This is a genomic window from Streptomyces collinus Tu 365 (assembly GCF_000444875.1).
GTDB classification, from domain to species: Bacteria; Actinomycetota; Actinomycetes; order Streptomycetales; family Streptomycetaceae; genus Streptomyces; species Streptomyces collinus_A.
This window is the reverse complement of the sequence record NC_021985.1, coordinates 7,678,787-7,696,188: the sequence shown is the minus strand read 5'-3', so window position 1 is coordinate 7,696,188 and position 17,402 is coordinate 7,678,787. Positions and strand designations below refer to the sequence as shown.

Sequence of the window (17,402 nt, the reverse complement as noted above, 5' to 3'; positions counted from 1 at the left end):
CGTGGGGTCACACGGCGAAACGGTCGGGGTCGGCGGCCTTCCAGTCGGCCGCCCAGGCGGCCGGCGGCCCGGCGAGCAACTGCCCGGGCTCGAGCCACTCGTACAGCTCCTCGTAGGAGCGTTCGGTGATGGGGTCGATGCGCCGGCGGAGCATGTGCGGGCGCAGCTCGGCGGGGTCGGTGACCCCCATGGACGCCATGATCTGCAGTGCGCTGGCCACGGTCGCCTCCTGGAAGCGCTGCACGCGCGGTGCCTTGTCCCGCACGTCCAGGGCGCGGGCCCGGCGCGGGTCCTGGGTCGTGACGCCGGTGGGGCAGGTGTTGGTGTGGCACCTCTGCGCCTGGATGCAGCCGACGGCGAACATCATCGCCCGCGCCGCGTTGCCGTAGTCGGCGCCCTGCACCAGGCGCTTGACGAGGTCGGTCCCGGTGGCGATCTTGCCGCTCGCCCCGACCTTGATCCGGTCGCGCAGGCCCGTGCCGACGAGGGCGTTGTGCACGGTGAGCAGGCCCTCCGTGAGCGGGGTGCCGACGTGGTCGGCGAACTCCAGCGGGGCCGCGCCGGTTCCGCCCTCGGCGCCGTCCACCACGATGAAGTCGGGCGTGGTGCCCTCCTCCAGCATCGCCTTGCACACGGCCAGGAACTGCCGGCGCGAACCCACGCACAGCTTGAACCCGGTCGGCTTGCCGCCGGACAGCTCCCGCATGCGGGCGATGAAGCGGACGAGTTCCCGCGGAGTGGAGAACACGCGGTGGTACGGCGGGGAGATGACGGTGCGTCCCTGGGGCACGTCTCGGACCCGGGCGATCTCGGCGTTCACCTTGGCGCCCGGCAGCACACCGCCGATGCCGGGCTTGGCGCCCTGCGAGAGTTTCAGGGACACGCACTTGACGTGGTCGTGCGCCGCCTTGTCGGCGAACTCGGCCGGGTCGAAGTCGCCGTCCCGGGTCCGGCAGCCGAAGTACCCGGTGCCGATCTCCCAGACGAGGTCGCCGCCCGGCCGCAGGTGGTACTCCGACAGCCCGCCCTCGCCGGTGTCCTGGGCGAAACCCCCTGCGGCCGCGCCGCTGTTGAGAGCCAGGACCGCGTTGGCCGACAGGGAGCCGAAGCTCATCGCCGACACGTTCAGCAGCGCCATGTCGTACGGCCGCGCGCAGTCCGGGCCGCCGATCCGTACGCGCGGGGGTGACTTCGGCACCGGGCGCGGTGCCATGGACGGTACGAGGAACTCGTAGCCGGGTTCGTAGACGTCCCGTTCGGTGCCGTACGGCTCCTCGGCGTCGGTGCCCTTGGCGCGCTCGTAGACGATGCTGCGCACGTCCCGGTCGAAGGGCCGGCCGTCGTAGTTCCGCTCGATGAAGTACTGCTGCAGCTCCGGGCGGATCGCTTCCATGAGGAAGCGGGCGTGGCCGAGGACGGGATAGTTGCGCAGTACCGAGTGCTTGCGTTGCAGCAGGTCCCAGGTGCCCAGCAGCCCCAGCAGCACCAGCGGCACGGCGGCGAAGAGCCACCAGGCGGAGAGCCGGGCCGAGGCCAGGGCGGCGAGCACTCCCGCGACGAGGGTCAGGGCGACGATTGCTATGCGTGTCACGACCTGCTCGTTGCCGTGTGTGCGCTGTTCAGTCCTACGGCTGTGTCAAGAACCTCTCAAGCGGGGCGAGGGCCGATGTCCGCGCGGCGCGGGTGCTCGACCGGGGATGCCGCCCAGGTCGGCGTGGATGGCACGATGCCCGGGTGAACCACTTCTCTCATGCGGGCATCGGTCCCGGCCGCGGCCGGCGGCGGCTCCCGGAGCCCAGGCCGGCCGAGCCCGGTCAGTGGCCGAAGCTGGAGGCCGCGCTCGCCGTGGTCAACCGCGATCTGACGGCCACCCTGCCGGGTCAGGACCCGCTGATCCTCATGGTCCAGCCGGCTTGCGAGGCTTCGGCGCCGGGCGCGTTCGACAGGGACCAGGTCTACGTCGCGATGTCCGACGGCCGTTGGCACGGCAATCCGGTCAACGCGTGCGACCTCGAGGAGGACGACCCGCCGGAGCCGGACGACGCGGCGACGGTCCTGCACGTGGTCGCGGATGCGGCGCAGTCGACCGTCGTGGAGTTGCGGTGGCAGGTGTGGCCGGTCTGCCCGGAGCACAGGATCGGCATGCACCGCCGCCCCGCGGGCACCGAGGGCGACTGGTACGAGGGCGCGACGGACGCGGGCGGCCCGCCGGTGTGGTGGTGCCGGGGTGACCGGAACGGCGACGGCCACGACGTCGCCCTCGTGGGCCAGTTGGCCGCGACTCTGCCGGGCAGGCAGCGGCGCGCGCTGCGGCGCGTCGAGCGCGAGCGGAACCGGCGCCGGACGGCCGGCGATCCGGGGCAGGGCTGAGCGGGCGGCGCCCCGCAGAGTCCACAACGGCCAGGTGACCGACTCCGACACGGTCGTCCCCCAGCGTGACCGTCACCGAGACCCACCGAGGCGCGTTCACGTCCGCTCGGGCGGCAGCGCCCCGCGGCGCGTGACCGCGGGGCGCCCTGGTGAGGGCTAGTCGACCCTCTGCCCGTCGTGCATGCCGCCCTTGCACATGTTGTCCGTCAGATCCGCTACTCCACCACCCTGCTTGCACTGGGAAGGGGTGACGTCGCTCGGGGCACCCTGTGCCGTGGCGGCGGTGGCCGTGGCGACGCCTGTGAGTCCGAGTCCGGCGAGGGCTGCCGTGGCGGCGACGGCGGCGAGGATTCGTCGAATGTGCATTCGATTTTCCTTTCACGGATTGCCTCGGTTGGGGCACTAGCCAGTTTGATCTTCACCCATCCGGGTGGCACGTCACGTTGCTCCATTCGGGTGACGGCGCCGATGGGTGCGGGGGCGGTGACCTAGGGGGACGCGCTGAAAAGGGCATAGGCGCTGGTGCCATGCCTTGACCGCCGCCTCGTCAGGCTGGACGGCGAGCTGTATGCGGTTGCCGAAGTACGTTGTACCCGGGGAGGCCTCCACATCGGGGAAGCACCGCCGCCAGAGCCGATACATTCGAGGCGGGCCGGGCCGGCCCGGCAGACGTGATGGCTGAGTGGCTGAGGAGCCGATCTGGTGTGGGACGGGGCGTTCTACCGCGTGCAGCGTGACGGCTACGAGATCTGCTTCGTCCCCGATCACGGAGTACCCCTCGACGAGATCGACGACGTCGACATGTGGGTGATCTTCGACAGCGGGGAGCGCTGGTCGGGGACGATCTACACCCTCGACGACGTCCGCCGCACCATGGACCGGAGAAGACGGACCGGTGAATGCCTGGACGGCCGGTACTTCTATGTCTGGGACGGTCTGATCGTCCGCGACCCGGGCATATCCGGGATGGTCGAGGTCGTCGACGAACTCGTCCGCAGCGGCGACTACAGAAGTGTGTTCCGCGATGTCGGTCCGGAGGACAGGGACGACTGACCCTGTCCTCCGGACGCTCACTTGTGGGCGGCGCAGTCGTAGAGGGTGAAGCTGCCGTCAGTGCGCAGGCCGTATGCGGTGGGGCGGATGCGGGCGCAGTGGGAGCGCACCCAGCGGGTGGTGGCAGTGGCGGGACGCCGGCTGGTCAGCAGCGCGTAGCGCACCTCGTGGGCGGTGACGAGCGCGCCGAGCTGCCGGACGGTCGGGAACGGAGTGCTGCCGGTGAACCCGCCCATGACGAGGATGGGCTCTGACTTGGCGCGCAGCAGGGGCTCGGCGGTGTAGGCGGCCTGGGTGGCCAGGAGGTACTTCTCGCCGTGGCGGTGCGTGGTGAGGTAGTCGAGCAGGGCGGTGTCGCGGGTGCTGGGCTGGCTCAGCCCTCTTCTGCGCGGAGCATGACGGTGGTGCGTGTAGTACGACTTGCCGACCGGACCGGCCATCGGCGAGGTGGCGGCGCCCGCGTAGAGCGGGTCGAGGCTGGAGACGGCCCAGCCGGCCGGTACGACCAGCATGGCCGCGATCCCGGCGGCGAGGGCGGCGTTCACCTTCCGCAGGGGCGTGCGCGGTCCGCGGCTCCACAGGCCCACCACGCCGCACAGGGCGAGCATCACGGCGACCGGCAGCAGCCAGGCGTCGAAGAGGGTCGGCCAGTCGATCACCAGCGCCCACACCGCTGTCAGCCCGATCGCCGCGAGCAGCGCCGTCCACCGCCGGCCGACGGCTTCGCTGCCGGGCTCGTGCCGTGCCTCGTACTCCGACCGGAAGAGTGCGAGCCCGCCACCGGCCAGGGCGGCGAGCGCCGGGGCGATGACGGCCGTGTAGTAGGCGTGGTTGCCGTTGGAGATGCCGAAGACCACGGCGTGTACGGCCAGCCAGCCGCCCCACAGCACGAATCCCGCGCGGGTGAGGTCGGTGCGCGGCCGGCCGGTGTGCCAGGCGACGCCGAGTACCGCGGCGAGCACGGCGAGCGGCAGCAGCCAGGCGACCTGCGGGCCGACCGTGGAGTTGATCAGCATGTCCCAGCCGGTGTTGCCGGTGGTGCGGCTGGCGGCGGTGCCCGGGACGGCGCCGAACGCGCTGGGATCGCTGCCGAACCGGCTCAGTCCGTTGTAGCCGAAGACCAGGGTGAACGGGTTGTTGTTGGACGTCCCGTCGAGGTAGGGGCGGTCGGCCTCCGGTGTCACCCAGACGATGAGTATCCAGGAGCAGGAGACCGCCAGCGCGACCGCCCCGCTCAGCAGGACGCGCACCGCGCGCTTCAACGCCGTTCCGGGCGCGACGAGTTGGTACACGGCGGCGAAGACCGGCAGCACCAGCCACGCCTGCAGCATCTTCGCCTGGAAGGCGAGCCCGACCCAGATCCCGCAGGTGATCAGTGGCAGCAGCCGCTCGGTGCGGACCGCCTTCTGCAGCGCTCCGGCGGCCGCCACGAGAAGCAGGGTGAGTGTGGTGTCCGGGATGGTGGCGCGGTTGAGGGCCACGGTGACCGGGGTGAGGGTGAGCACGAGCGCCGCGGTCAGCGCGGCGAACGGGCCGGCCCAGGCGCGCACGATACGGTGCAGCAGCCATACGGTGAGCACGCCCTCGACGACCTGGGGAAGGGCGGCCGCCCAGGTGTGCTCGCCGAACAGCCAGACGGAGACGGCGTCGGGCCAGAAGGCCCCGGGCAGTTTGTCGATGCTGATCGAGCCCGCGGCGTCGAGCCCGCCGAAGAAGAACGCGCGCCAGCTGCCCGCCATCGAGCGTATCGCCGCACCGTAGAACGGGTGGAGCGCGGCATGCCCGATGCCCCAGGAGTACAGCACCGTGGCGACGACGAGCACCGCGGCGAGCGCGGGGCGCTCCCAGCGCGGGGCGGCCTCCGGCTCGTCGGCACGCCGGTTCGCCGCCCGGCGGCCGCGCCGCGGCTCGGTGGACAGGGCGTCGGGGATGGCTGTCATGACAGTGGTCCTCGGTTCAGCGGTTCAGGTGGAGCGGCCGCGCGCACAGGCGACGGTGGCCGTGCGCACACGCGACGTGGCCGTGCACGCGGACGACGGTCACAGGCGGCGGGCCGCCCGGAAACCGCGGGCGTAGAAGTCGGTGCCGTCGAGCAGTGAGCGGCCCGAGAGGTCGCCCATGGTCGGGCCGTTGGCGGCGGAGCGGCTGGAGTAGAAGCGGTGCCGGCCCCTGTCGTCGAGGCCCATGTACATGCCGCAGTGGTCGATGAAGTCGGGCCGGTCCTTGATGATGGCGAAGAAGACCAGGTCGCCGGGTTGCAGGGCGTCCAGATCGGTGGGCTGCCTGCCGGTGTCGGGGATCACCGTGCGGCCGGGGCCGTAGGCGGCGATGGCGAAGGCCCTGCGCGGCAGTCCGGTGCCCCGGGTGTTGGTGTTGTGCAGGGGGATGCCCATGCGGTAGCCCCACACCAGACGCTGGAAGCCGGAGCAGTCGACGTCGCCGTAGCGGGCCTTCTCGGGCTGCACACGCGTGCCGTCGGGGAAGGTCCACTCGACGCCCAGGTAGTCGTAGAAGTCGGACTGCTCGTCGTGGTAGGCGAAGTCCAGCGGGTTGTTGACCGCGGCGTTGCGCGGTCCGAAGTGCGCGGTGCCCGCGTAACGGACACCGTCGCCGTTGCGCTTGTCGGGCGCGCCGGCGCTGCTGTACTGGAACGCCACGGCGAAGACGTCCGGGCTCCTGTCCCCGAGCGTCTTGCGGAACCAGGGGGTGAACCAGGCGGACTTCTCCATGCCCCGCTGCCACGCGTGCGGCAGCACCCGGACCCAGGCGTCGGTCGTCAGCTTGGCCTCGGTGGTCCGCGGCTCACCGAAGGTCCGGCTCGGACCGGTGAGCACGACCGTACGGGCACCGTCGGTGAACGTGGCGAGCGTGCCGCCGTCACCGGCGCGGACGACGGTGCGGTCGGGGCCGGACAGCCGCTCGAAGGTGTGGGGCCCGTTGATCCGGGCGCTCGCACCGGAGCCGGTGCCGTCGGCGCCCGTGTCCCCCCCGTCGCCGTCGCCGTGCCCGAAGCGTTCCCAGGCGAATCCGCCCACCACACCTGCGGCCGCCACACCGGCGACGGTCCGGAAAACGGCGCGGCGAGTCGGGCGGTTCCCCCTGCCGACGGGTTCGTGGCGCATGGCCGGTCCTCCTGGAAGTGTGAGACGAGCGGGTGGGTGGTGGACGGGTGCGGGTCAGCCGGTGGGCAGGACGCCGATCAGAAGACCGGAGACCAGCACCACGTACGTGGCGAGGGTCACCGCCGTGGTCGAGATGACCGTGGCCGCCAGCGGCTGGCGGGACATCTGGTAGGAGACCAGGCCCGGGACGATGAAGCCGAGCGTCTGGGACGTGTACAGCAGCGGGAACTCGTGGCTGAGGGCGAGCATCACGGTGGTCTGCAACAGGACCGCGCTCAGCACGACGGCGGCGAACAGCCTCTTGCCGTAGAGAATCACCGTGCGCTGGATCAGCTTCGTCAGGAAGTACGTCGCCGCCGCCACGACCACCATCAGCCCGGCCATGCGTACGTCGGTGACGAGCGTGAGGGCGATCCAGCCCGGGGTGATCATCCCTCCGGGAGAGAGGTTGGTGGTCAGGTAGCACACGAGGGAGAAGACCAGTCCGAGGGCGATCCCGAGTGCGGCGGTCTGTGCGTTGAGGTGGGCGGGGATCACTGGTTCCTCGAGAACTGGTGCGGGTCATGTGGGTGGTGCGGGTCTGTGCTCTGGTCGTCGGGCGGCCAGTCCTGGCCGCCGGGCCGGTGGTCCGGGTCTCGTTGCAACGGGATACGGAAGGAGTACGTGGGTGTCTCAAGCGGCGCCACCCAGCTGTACGGCTCCGGCTCGGGCGGCCGGGCCACGGAGACACGCGGCCGGGGGATGGCGAACTGCATGGTCTCCTGGTCCAGGCCGTCGCCGCCGGGCACGACGTCGAGCGGGTCGGCGGATTCGTCCAGCGGCAGCTCGGCCAGGCACTCCAGGAACAGTTCGCCCTGGCCGTGGATGTTGCCGATCGCCACCAGGGAGGCGCTGGGGCCGAGTTCGGCGAGGATCGCCTCGGTCAGTTCCGTGGGGTCCCGGCGGTCGCCGCCGAGATCCACCACCCTGCCGGGGAAGCTCTCCGGGATGGCGTCGCGGGCGCTCTTGGTCGGGTGGCCGATCAGGAACACCGTCTCGGCGGCGAGATCGGGGATGATCGTGCCCATCTGGCCGTTGCGCTCCACCCGGTCGGGGCGGCAGTTGATGACCACGCTGAGCGGTCGCCGGATCGCGCCCAGGTCCTCCAGCTGCTTGACGTTCATCAGCGTCGACTCGGGGTCGTTGGCCGCGAAGACGTTGGCGAACCGCAGCCGCTTGCCGTCGGGGGTGACGTAGCGCTCCACGGACAGCACGCCCGGGTCGGGCGGTGCGTCCCACATGCCCTGCATCGCGGTCTGCCGCTCTATGCCGAGGAGTTCGGCGACGGCGAGCGCGATCGCCACGTTCTCCTTGAACGTGAACCAGCTGAAGCCCCGCAGTTCGGCGTCGGTCACCGTCTCGGGATCGACCGCGATCAGCCGGCAGTTCCGCTTGTCGGCCTCCTCCTGGAGGATGTGCAGCCGGTCCTTCTCCGCCGTCACGCACACCCCGCCCACCGGCATCGACCGGGAGAGCGAGCGCGCGACGTCGTCGAGCGTGGGTCCCATCTCCTCCAGATGGTCCTCGCGGACGTTGCACAGCACGCCGATCGTGGAGCGGATCAGCTTCTCCTGGTTGATCTCCTGCAGCGCGGGCATGACCGCCATGCACTCGATCACCAGCGCGTCCGGCCGGTAGGTGGCCGCCCGCCGGACGATGCCGATCTGCTCGACGATGTTGGAGATGTTGAACTTCCGGTACACCGGCTCCTCGGTGGCATCCGGATGGATGAACCGGGCCGCGGTACCGGTGGTCTTGGAGACCGTGACCAGGCCGCCGCCGCGCAGCGCTCCCGCGCACAGCCGGGTGATCGAACTCTTGCCGCGGATGCCGTTGACCAGCACCCGCGTGGGTATCTGCTCCAGCGAGGCGAAGTGCCTGCGCTGCTCCAGGATTCCGGCGATCCACAGCGCGGAACAGCAGATCAGGACTATGACATAGAGGAAGAGCATGTCGATTTCCGTCCTTCTACCGCTGGGGGGTGTGCTCGCGCAGCGGCCGTGAGGGGCCGGCGGTGGGGGCCGACCGGGCCGCCCGGTCGCGGTCCGCCAGGGCCTGGCGCACCAGTTCCAGGCTGCGGGTGATCGAGCCGATCTCGTCGTGGTTGACCGGATGCAGCACGGTGCGGCGGTCTCCGCCGGCGAGCCGCTCGACGAGGGCGGCCACCGCGCGCAGCGGCCGGATCACCACGACGTGCAGCCAGCCCAGGCAGGCCGCACCGGCGGCCAGGGCCAGGATGCCGGCGAGCATGGTGCGCTGCTGGGCCTGCACGGCGGGGATCTGGAGCGCCGCGGCGGGCTCCGCGGTCACCAGGTGCCAGCCGAGGCGGGCCGTCGGGCCGCTCTTGGCCAACGGCGCGGCGGCGTCGACCGAGGGGCCGGACGACGTGAGGTGCACCGCCGAGGTCGCGGTTCCCGGGGTCCCCGGGGCGCCCTGGGTGGCGCGGGCCAGCCGCGTCAGGTCCGAGTTGGGCAGCGACTCGAAGGCCTCGTAGCCCTCACTCGCCGCCAGCACCCTCTCGTGGTCGTCCGTCAGCCATACGGTGCCCAGTTTCGGCCTGGGCAGAATGGAGTTGAGCGCCTTCACGTCGATCTCGCCGAACAGCACCACCCCTGCCGCCGGGGCCTTGCCCTTCACGACGGGGACCTGCGCGTAGGCCGCGATCGCCGGGATCCGGCCCGAGGTGTTGACGGTGGTGATCCCGCCGCCGTGGGGTACGTGCACGAGGGTCCGCAGCGGGGTGTCCCCCACTCTCAGGGTGATGCTCCCGGAGCGGTCCAGCAGGTACAGCGAGCGGTACTGCTTGTGCTCGTCCAGGGCCTGCCTCAGCACCTGGGTCTGGACGTCCCGGCTCGCGCCCGCCAGAGCCGCGGTCGCGTCGTTCAGTTCGGTGTACGACTGGTCGAGGGACTGCTGGATGCGGTGCGTGGCGAGCACGGTGCGCGCCTGCTGGTCGGCGAGGACGGGTGCGGGTACCGCGGTCGCGGTGTCCGCACGGTCCAGCAGGAAGATCATCGGCACGGCCCAGCACGCCACCATCACCACGCCGGCCACCGCCAGCGCCCGGTGGCCCGGTGCGCGCCGGGCCGGGATCTCCTGCGGGCCGCTCTCGCCCAGCAGTTGCCCGCGCAGTGATTCCAGGGCCCGTCCGATCCGGGCCAGTTCCCCGAAGCCGTGCACCGGTACCGGCCGGGACAGCTCCATCGAGGCCTCCGGGCCGCCGGTCGCGCCCCGGGCGAGCCGGCCGGCGGACAGGAACAGCCGCAGCAGGGGCTGCTGCACGAAGAAGTGCAGCATGAGCCAGAGCAGCAGGGCGACCCCGACGAGCGCCCCGGCGGCCTGGAACGCGAAGCCCGAGTAGTCGACGGCCGTGGAGGTGGCGGGCACCGTGCGGGAGGTGAGCACCACCAGACCGAGGTCGTCGGTATCGCCCGGACCGGTCGTCGAGGCCACCTGGGCCCAGCCGGCAACGACGCGCCGGCTGCCGGTGGCGGCGCCCAGCAGGCTCCCGGAGGCGTCGGTGTCCGAGCCCGACGCGTGCGCCGCGCGGGTCGCCTTCCCCGGCAGACCGCCCTCGGCCGTCCGCGAGGCCGCGCCGTGGACGGTGCCGGCGAGCACCGTGCCGTGGGTGTCCAGCATCTCCGCGGTGCGTCCGTCGCCGGACGTCACGAGGGCGGGCAGTGCTTCGGAGACCACCAGCAGCCACTGCCGCTCGGCGCCGCCCTGGGCCTGGTACTGGTCCTGGTCGGGGTCGTCCTGCTGCGCGGGCAGCGTGACCTTGGCGAAGTAGAGGAGTTCCCGGGCGCCGCTCGCCGTCACCAGCCGCGGCGGGATGTCGCCGTGCCCGGACGCCGTCCTGGCGACGTCGACGCCGGCCAGCGGCACCGTCCTGCCGCCGGACGCCAGCAGTTTGCCGGAGTGCGCGTCGAGGAGCACACGGCCGGCGGCGGCCTTGCCGACGGGGGTCAGCGCTTTGAGCGCGGCCGTGGGTGTCGTCGTGCTGGTCGCAGGGTAGGCGTGTGCCTTGAGCCGTACCGATTTCGCCTCGGCCTCGATCGCGGTACGCGTCGACAGCGCGGTGTCCGCGGCGATCTGCTGCTCGCCGTCCAGTACGGCCTGCGGGATACCCGTGGTGGGGACGCCGGCGAGGCAGATGACGGTCAGTGCGGCAACGACCAGAAGGAGCAGGACAAGTGAGGCTATCGGCGGGCGCACCCCACCGAGCAGTGGCATATCGGCGCGGCGACGGATGCGGTGTCGGCGCGGCGCCCGTGGTGCGGAGGGCAGAGCGGGGGGTCCTTCCTCAAATGAGGTGGCAACAGGCGTCGAACGCACAGGTGTTCCAGGGTGCGGACACCATAGCCTCTTAAGGTCACGCGACCGTCACATCCGCGTTCGATCTCGGCCAAGTGAGCGGGATCACGGACGGCGGTGTGCGCGGGAACGACGCGACGGACAGCCGAAAGGCGCACCCGTGAGGTGGTCGGCCTTTCGGCTGTCAGGTCAGCGGACGAAAGAGATCTCGGGGTAGCTGCTGTTCGGCCCGTCGAGCAGGGTGCTGTGCTTGTGGCGCAGGTGCTGGTCGAAGAAGGCGGCGAGGTAGACACGCTGGACCTGCACCGCACGGTCGGGGTCGATCGTGCCGTACTGCTGCTGGATCTGGCTCTCGGAGAGCCCCAGCCAGCGGGCCCACTGCGGCACCAGCCACTCGTTGTCGCTGAACGACAGGTGCGCCGCGCCGTGCAGCTTGATGTCGACCTTGTAGCCCTTCAGATGGGACCACAGCGTCCGCCACGAGCTGTCGTTGTTGCGGTTGTGATTTTGGGAGCTGAACAGCATGAAGGGGCGGTCGAGGTCCTTGCTCGGCGCCGTTCCGAAGAACTGGCCGTCGAGGTTGGCGCCCGCGGCGATGCGGTGGTCGAGCTGCATCGCGGTGTCCACCGCGGCGCCGCCCAACGACCAGCCGAACATCCCGATACGGGAGGTGTCCACCGACTGGGACAGCCCGGAGGGGAGCGTCGCGTGGCCCACGTCCGGGTTGCCGCCGCTGCTGATCTTGCCGAGGGCGTTGATCACGAACTTGATGTCGGCCGCTCGCACCTTGAGCGTGTCGGAGGAGTGGGAGCCCGCCGGCATCCTGTTGAGCTCGAGCCGGTTGCCCGGGAACTGCACCTCGTTGGCGTCGTGGGTGTGGTCGACCGTGACGACGAGGTAGCCACGGCTGGCGAGGTCCTGAGCGAGCGCCGTACCCATCGCCCGGTCCGAGTGCAACCCGGTCGAGTACAGCAGGACGGGAAGCTTGCCGATCTTGGTGTTCACCGGGGCGAGGACGTGGCCCGCGGTCTTCGGCAGGGTCACCTCCTGCGGCGACAGCCCGCGCGAGGCGAGGAAGTGGGCGCCGGAGATGGACGGCATCCAGGGCGCCTGGTAGTGCCCGGACGTGGAGGTGGCCGGGTACCAGAGCGACACCATCAGCTCACGCTTGCTGCCGGGCACGTACGGATCCGTACGGGACGTGTCGCGCAGATGCAGGCCGACCATGCCCACGCTGTACTTCCCGGTCGGCGCGGGCATCGTGAGCTGCTGGGCGGAGGGAGCCGTGCGGGCGGACGTGAGCGCCTCCGGGTGCACGAGCTTGTGGTGCAGGGGCAACTCGTCGTTCTCGGGTGCCCAGGGCGCGTCCGGGTCGGGATCACCGGCGGAGACCCCGGGTGCCGGAGCCTTGCCGGACGTCGTCCCGGCGGCCATGGCCGGTGAACTGCCCATCGCCAGCGCGACCGCCAGCGCACCCGCCGGGCCGGCCGCCTTGGATATCAGGCTGCGGCGCGGACGACGATGTTTCATGAACTCCCCCTTGCTGGTCGGCGATCACGGTACACGGGATCGACTGCCGCACACCGTACCGCCATGACGGAGTGCGTCATCACCCACCCGGGCACCGTCGCGGCGATCTTCGGACCGGATGCGTGGAAGTGCCCGAAAAGCTCCGCTCTCCGGTCGGCGACCGGACGAGGCAAGGGTCGGACGGGCCTCCTCTCGTGTGACCTGGAGAGGACGTGAGGGAGTTGTGAATATTCACTGATGCCCACTCTTGCCTTCCAGGCGGTCGGGGCGCCTCGCGAAGGACCGCCGGTGCCCTGGTCACCCGAGGGCCCGCCAGAACGCGCAGTGGTGGCGGGCGGAGAAGGCGCCGGGTCGGTCCGGAGTGACGTGGTCCGGGGACAGGGAGAGAACCGTGCGCCGGGACCAGGGTGGTGCGGCGGGGCCGGCGGGGTCGGCCGTGGTGGCGAAGCGGGTCCAGTAGTCGATCATGGTGTTGGCCAGGCGGTGCTGCGCCGGGGTCATCTCGCGTGCGCGGCCGCCGAGGTCGAACAGGTAGGGCAGCTCGGCGGCGTGGGGGGCGCCGAGCGGGAACGGCGGGGTGCCCGGGGTGAGCGGCGGAGCGTGCTCGTCGGCGAACTCGTATCGCCACAGCGGGACTTGCCCGGCGAGCAGGGTGCCCGTGCGGGCGGTCGGGCAGGCGAAGTCGGCGTCGCCGATGACCGCGCCGAACACCGGCCCGCCGTCGGAGTCGTGCACCGGGTAGGCGCGGACGATCGCCTCGGCCCGCCCCGGGGACGGGAAGAAGGCGGCCACGACGTCGGGCCAGGTGCCGGGGGTGACGGGGTTGCCGGCCTCGATGATGCCGGCGGCCCAGCCGTTGCCCTCGTCGTGGTTGCCGCCCAGCAGTACCGGGACGTGGTGGAAGCGGCCCGTGGCGAGCGCCGCCGCCGGATCACGGGGCAGCAACCCGGTCGCGTGGGCGGGCTGTTGGTCGGCCCCCTGGGTTCGGAGGATGCGGGAGACGGGGACGCGGCGCAGGCACGCCATCACCTCCCGGGCGCGGGCGCGCGTGCGACCGCAGCCGAGGCGGGTGGCCAGGTCCGCGCCCGCTGCACGGGCGTCGGACAGGGCGACGGAGGACGGGGCGAAAGGCCGGTCCGGGCGGCCGGTGCACGGGCCGCTCTGGATGACGGCCCGCTCGAAGAGGCCGGCGGACGCGGGAGAGACGAGCTGGGCGCAGACGCTGTAGCCGCCCGCGGACTCGCCGGCCAGGGTCACGTTGTGCGGGTCGCCGCCGAAGGCGCCGATCTCGTCGCGGACCCAGCGCAGCGCCGCCTGCTGGTCGGCCAGACCGAAGGTGCCGGAGCCCGGCAGACGGTCGTGGGCGAGGAACCCCAGGGCGCCCAGGCGGTAGTTGACGGTGACGACCACGACACTGCCCCGTGTGGCCATGCGGTGGGCGTCGTAGGAGCTGCCCGCTCCCGTGGTGAATCCACCACCGTGCAGCCACACGATCACCGGCCGCCGGGCGGGGGCGACGGCGACCGCACCGGGGACGAGGGTGCCGGTGGTGGCAGGGGCCGGAGCGGGTGTGGTGACGTTCACGTACAGGCAGTCCTCGTCGGTGCTGCCGCCGGGCACCTCGCCGGCCGGTTGCGGGCAGGCGCTCGCGGGCCTCGTCGCGTCCCGCACACCGGGCCAGGGGACGACGGGGCGCGGCGGAGCCCAGCGCAACCGGCCCGACGGGGGTGCGGCGTAGGGGATGCCTTCGAAGGTGCGGTAGCCGCCGTGGGCGGTGCCTCGCAGCAGACCGTCGCGGACGCGCACCGTCACCGCCGCCGCGGCTTTCGTCGCCGTCGGCGTCGTCCTAGTCATGACTGCGGCCGTCGCGGCGGATGGGGTGACAGCCGTCGCGGCGGATGGGGTGACGGCGGTCGCGGCGGATGCTGTGGCGGCGGTGGACGGCGTCGAGTACGCGGTGGTCCAAGCCGTCGCGAGGACGGTGGTCAGGGCGCAGCCCAGGGTGATCAGGGCGCGGTGCACGGTCATCGTCTCCCCGTTCCGGTCGGGTCGAGCCCGGTCAGCTGCCGCCCATGCCGCCCTGTGCGGCGATCATGGTCGTCGGAAGGTCCCGTACGGCGTGCTCCAGACCGGGCGCGAGGCAGGCGAGCGACTTGGTGCAGGCGTCGATGCGGGCCCGGTAGGTCTTGTCTTCGCGGCGGGAGACGACCGAGCGGATGCCACCGGCCGAGGCCAGGGCCAGCAGCGCGGCGTCGGTGGCGGGCAGCTCGCGTACGGGCGTGGCGTCGTGCAGGGCGGTGGCGAGTCGGGCGTGCAGGGCGGCGGGCTCGGCCGGGTCGGTCACGGCCGGCCGGCGGGCGCCGAAGGGAGTGCGGGGCTCCTTCACCCGTAGCAGGCCGGCCGCGGCGAGCTGGTCCTCCACCTGGGCCAGGGTCCGCTTGCGGTGGCGACGCACGAGGAACTTGAAGCCGTGGCCGTCCCCGGCTTCGCGCAACACGCCGTCCAGGACCACGTCACCGGTGGGAGGGGTTCCGGACGCGGTGACCGTGCCGCCGTCCTCCCTGAGCCGGCCGCGCAGCGCGAGGTCGGTCAGGGCGGCGGCGCGGACCAGCAGCGCGGTACGGGCACGGTCGTAGGGGGCTTCGGCCGCGGCGTCGTGGGCCAGCAGGTACATCAGACAGGGCAAGGACAGGTTGTCGGTCACACATCGACGCTAGGGCCGCACGCCCCTGCGGCGGATCGGCCCCGGGGGCGGTCCGTCGATAGGAATACAGGAGGATCGCGTCACCGTCTCCTCCTTGAGGAGGAGAGTGCGGCGGCCTGGGGAGGCGTGGCGGCCGCACGGAAGCAGGGGTCGTGGCCGACTGTCGGAGGGACGGTCGTCAGGGGCGGCGGGGCTGGACGAGGCCGTGGTCGTAGGCGGCGACGACGGCCTGGACACGGTCGCGCAGGCCGAGTTTGCGCAGAACCGCGGTGACGTGGTTCTTGACGGTGGCCTCCGACAGGCGCAGCCGCTGGGCGATCTCCGCGTTCGACAGGGCCTGCCCGATCAGGGTGAGGACCTCGCGTTCGCGCCCGGACAGGTCCTGCAGGGGCGGCGGGGGCGCCGGGTCGGGGGTGGCACGCAGGAACTGGTCGAGGACACGGCTGAGCACGGTGGGCGCCAGCAGGGCGTCGCCGCGCGCGGTGAGGCGGATGGCGTCGACGAGTTCGGCGGGGCGGATGTCCTTGAGCAGGAAGCCGCTGGCCCCGGCCCGCAGGGCGGCGACCACGTGGGCGTCCACGTCCCAGGTGGTCAGCACCAGGACCCGGGCGCGGCTGCCGGACTCGGCGATCTGCCGGGTCGCCTCGATGCCGTCCACCACGGGCATGCGTACGTCCATGAGGACGACGTCGGGGTCCAGTCGCCGAGTCAGCCGCACCGCCTCCCCGCCGTCGGACGCCTCGCCGACCACCTCCAGGTCGTCCCGGGCGTCGATAATCATGCGGAAGCCGGTGCGGACGAGTGTCTGGTCGTCGGCGACCACCACGCGCAGTGTCATGTCCGGCCCTCCGCCGGGTCCTGTGCTGCCGTTCCGCCCGCCGCTTCCCCCGGCAGGTCCTCTGCCGGGTCCGCCGGCATGTCCTCCGCCGTATCCGCCGGGATGTCCGCCGGCAGGCCCTTCGCCGTATGCGCCGGAACGTCCTCTGCGGTGCCGTCAGCCGTGCCCTTCGGCGTGCGCCGTGCCGGGGGTTCCACCGGCAGGTGGGCGGTCACCTCGAATCCGCCCGTGGGCAGGGGGCCGGCACGAAGGCTGCCACCCACGAGCCGTGCGCGTTCCCTCATCCCCACCAGACCCCGTCCCGCTCCGGCCGGTACCGGGCCGCCGCGTCGGCCTCCCTGCCTCGGGTGGCCGTTGTCCACCACGGCCACCCTCACGGCCTCCCTTCCGGCCGTCACGCGCACGCTGACCTCATCGGCGCCCGCCGCGTGGCGCAGGGTGTTGGTGAGGGCTTCCTGGACGATCCGGTACGCGGCCAGGTCCACGGCCGCGGGGAGGGCGTCGGTGGTGCCCTCGCGGTGCAGGTGGACGTTCATCCCGGTGGCGCGGACGCCGGCGATCAGTTCCTCCAGCCGGGCCAGGGTGGGCCCCGGCTGCCGCCCCTCCCCCGCGACACCCACCCCGGCCGCGCCGTCCGCCGCCGCACCCGTCCTGCTGTCACCGTCCTCCGGGCTGAACGCGCGCAGCAGCAGGCGCAGTTCACCGAGTGCCGAGCGGGCGCCTGCCTCGATGGCGTGCAAGGCCTGGCGGGCCTGGCCGGGGTTCCGGGTGAACACGTCGTCGGCGGCGGCCGCCTGGACGACCATCACCGACAGGGTGTGGGCGACGACGTCGTGGACCTCGCGTGCGATGCGCGCGCGTTCCTCGACCACGGCCCGGCGCGCCTCCGCTGCCGCCCGTTCCCGCTGGGCCCGGCGCCACTGACCCGCGGTCCACGCCAGGACCACGGTCAGCAGGTACACGGCGAGGCCGGCGGCGCCGCCCGCGCGGAAGGCCAGCGGGGCCGGCAGGCACATCGCCGCCAGCGCCCGCACCGAGATCCGCCGCGGCCTGGTGGCCGACAGCACGCACAGCGTGATCTGCGCCGCGAGCAGCGCGCCGGTCAGGGACACGGCGGGCAGCAGCGCCCACACCGTCAGCCCCGTCACCGCGTTCACCGCCAGTACGGCGGCAGGGGCGCGCGTCTGCCATCTGAGGGCGCAGGCCTGTGTGAGGACCAGGAGCACGGCGACGGGCAGCCGCGAACCGCGTTCCGCGCCGGCGACGACCACCGAGGTGCCCAGCACGGCGAGGACCACGGCGGCCGAGGCCCACCACAGCCTCCGTGCCGCCCGGGCCGGCGGTTCACCCGGCGCCTGCCCGGCGGACGCGCCGTCCGGGTGTGTCCTGCTGCCATCCACGCCCCGACCCTATCCAGGGGCGCGGGGCGGAC

14 protein-coding genes are annotated in these 17,402 nt (G+C 72.3%); 2 read left to right on the top strand and 12 right to left on the bottom strand.

The annotated features are described in order from the left end of the window. Window positions 1-7: 7 nt before the first annotated feature. Window positions 8-1,591, bottom strand: a complete 1,584-nt coding sequence (locus B446_RS33275; protein WP_020937743.1) for an FMN-binding glutamate synthase family protein — start codon at window positions 1,589-1,591, stop codon at window positions 8-10. 143 nt (window positions 1,592-1,734) lie between these two features. Between B446_RS33275 and B446_RS33270 the strand changes: the two genes are divergently transcribed. Further along, window positions 1,735-2,370, top strand: a complete 636-nt coding sequence (locus B446_RS33270) for a hypothetical protein (RefSeq protein ID WP_020937744.1) — start codon at window positions 1,735-1,737, stop codon at window positions 2,368-2,370. 156 nt (window positions 2,371-2,526) lie between these two features. Here B446_RS33270 and B446_RS33265 read toward each other — a convergent pair whose 3' ends face one another. Next, the gene (locus B446_RS33265; protein ID WP_020937745.1) at window positions 2,527-2,736 is read right to left on the bottom strand and encodes a hypothetical protein; all 210 of its coding nucleotides are present in this window, start codon (window positions 2,734-2,736) and stop codon (window positions 2,527-2,529) included. Between the two features lie 336 nt (window positions 2,737-3,072). Between B446_RS33265 and B446_RS33260 the strand changes: the two genes are divergently transcribed. After that, window positions 3,073-3,423, top strand: a complete 351-nt coding sequence (locus B446_RS33260) for a hypothetical protein (RefSeq protein WP_020937746.1) — start codon at window positions 3,073-3,075, stop codon at window positions 3,421-3,423. A gap of 17 nt (window positions 3,424-3,440) precedes the next feature. Here B446_RS33260 and B446_RS33255 read toward each other — a convergent pair whose 3' ends face one another. The 10 genes from B446_RS33255 to B446_RS33210 form a co-directional block, all read right to left on the bottom strand. Then, the gene (locus tag B446_RS33255; protein ID WP_020937747.1) at window positions 3,441-5,363 is read right to left on the bottom strand and encodes an ArnT family glycosyltransferase; all 1,923 of its coding nucleotides are present in this window, start codon (window positions 5,361-5,363) and stop codon (window positions 3,441-3,443) included. 99 nt (window positions 5,364-5,462) lie between these two features. Continuing rightward, window positions 5,463-6,476 (bottom strand): NlpC/P60 family protein, encoded by a 1,014-nt coding sequence (locus B446_RS33250; RefSeq protein ID WP_237751116.1) that lies wholly within the window; start codon window positions 6,474-6,476, stop codon window positions 5,463-5,465. 123 nt (window positions 6,477-6,599) lie between these two features. Then, entirely contained in the window at window positions 6,600-7,082 is a 483-nt protein-coding gene (locus tag B446_RS33245; protein WP_020937749.1) for a poly-gamma-glutamate biosynthesis protein PgsC/CapC, read from the bottom strand. Beyond that, a complete protein-coding gene (gene pgsB / locus B446_RS33240; RefSeq protein WP_020937750.1) occupies window positions 7,079-8,536 on the bottom strand; it encodes a poly-gamma-glutamate synthase PgsB in 1,458 nt (485 codons plus the stop codon). The genes B446_RS33245 and pgsB overlap by 4 nt, the downstream gene beginning before the upstream one ends. Before the next feature lie 16 nt (window positions 8,537-8,552). Then, the gene (locus B446_RS33235; protein ID WP_020937751.1) at window positions 8,553-10,817 is read right to left on the bottom strand and encodes a HAMP domain-containing protein; all 2,265 of its coding nucleotides are present in this window, start codon (window positions 10,815-10,817) and stop codon (window positions 8,553-8,555) included. Window positions 10,818-11,087: 270 nt separating this feature from the next. Then, window positions 11,088-12,428 (bottom strand): alpha/beta hydrolase family protein, encoded by a 1,341-nt coding sequence (locus B446_RS33230; RefSeq protein WP_020937752.1) that lies wholly within the window; start codon window positions 12,426-12,428, stop codon window positions 11,088-11,090. A 297-nt stretch (window positions 12,429-12,725) separates the two neighbouring features. Further along, window positions 12,726-14,456, bottom strand: coding sequence for a carboxylesterase/lipase family protein (locus tag B446_RS33225; RefSeq protein ID WP_020937753.1), 1,731 nt, complete (start codon window positions 14,454-14,456; stop codon window positions 12,726-12,728). Window positions 14,457-14,487: 31 nt separating this feature from the next. Next, a complete protein-coding gene (locus B446_RS33220; RefSeq protein WP_420010348.1) occupies window positions 14,488-15,102 on the bottom strand; it encodes a GOLPH3/VPS74 family protein in 615 nt (204 codons plus the stop codon). 208 nt (window positions 15,103-15,310) lie between these two features. After that, on the bottom strand, window positions 15,311-15,970 hold the full coding sequence (locus tag B446_RS33215; RefSeq protein WP_020937755.1) for a response regulator: 660 nt from the start codon (window positions 15,968-15,970) through the stop codon (window positions 15,311-15,313). Beyond that, entirely contained in the window at window positions 15,967-17,370 is a 1,404-nt protein-coding gene (locus B446_RS33210) for a sensor histidine kinase (RefSeq protein WP_020937756.1), read from the bottom strand. Before B446_RS33210 ends, B446_RS33215 begins: the two co-directional genes overlap by 4 nt. Window positions 17,371-17,402 lie beyond the last annotated feature (32 nt).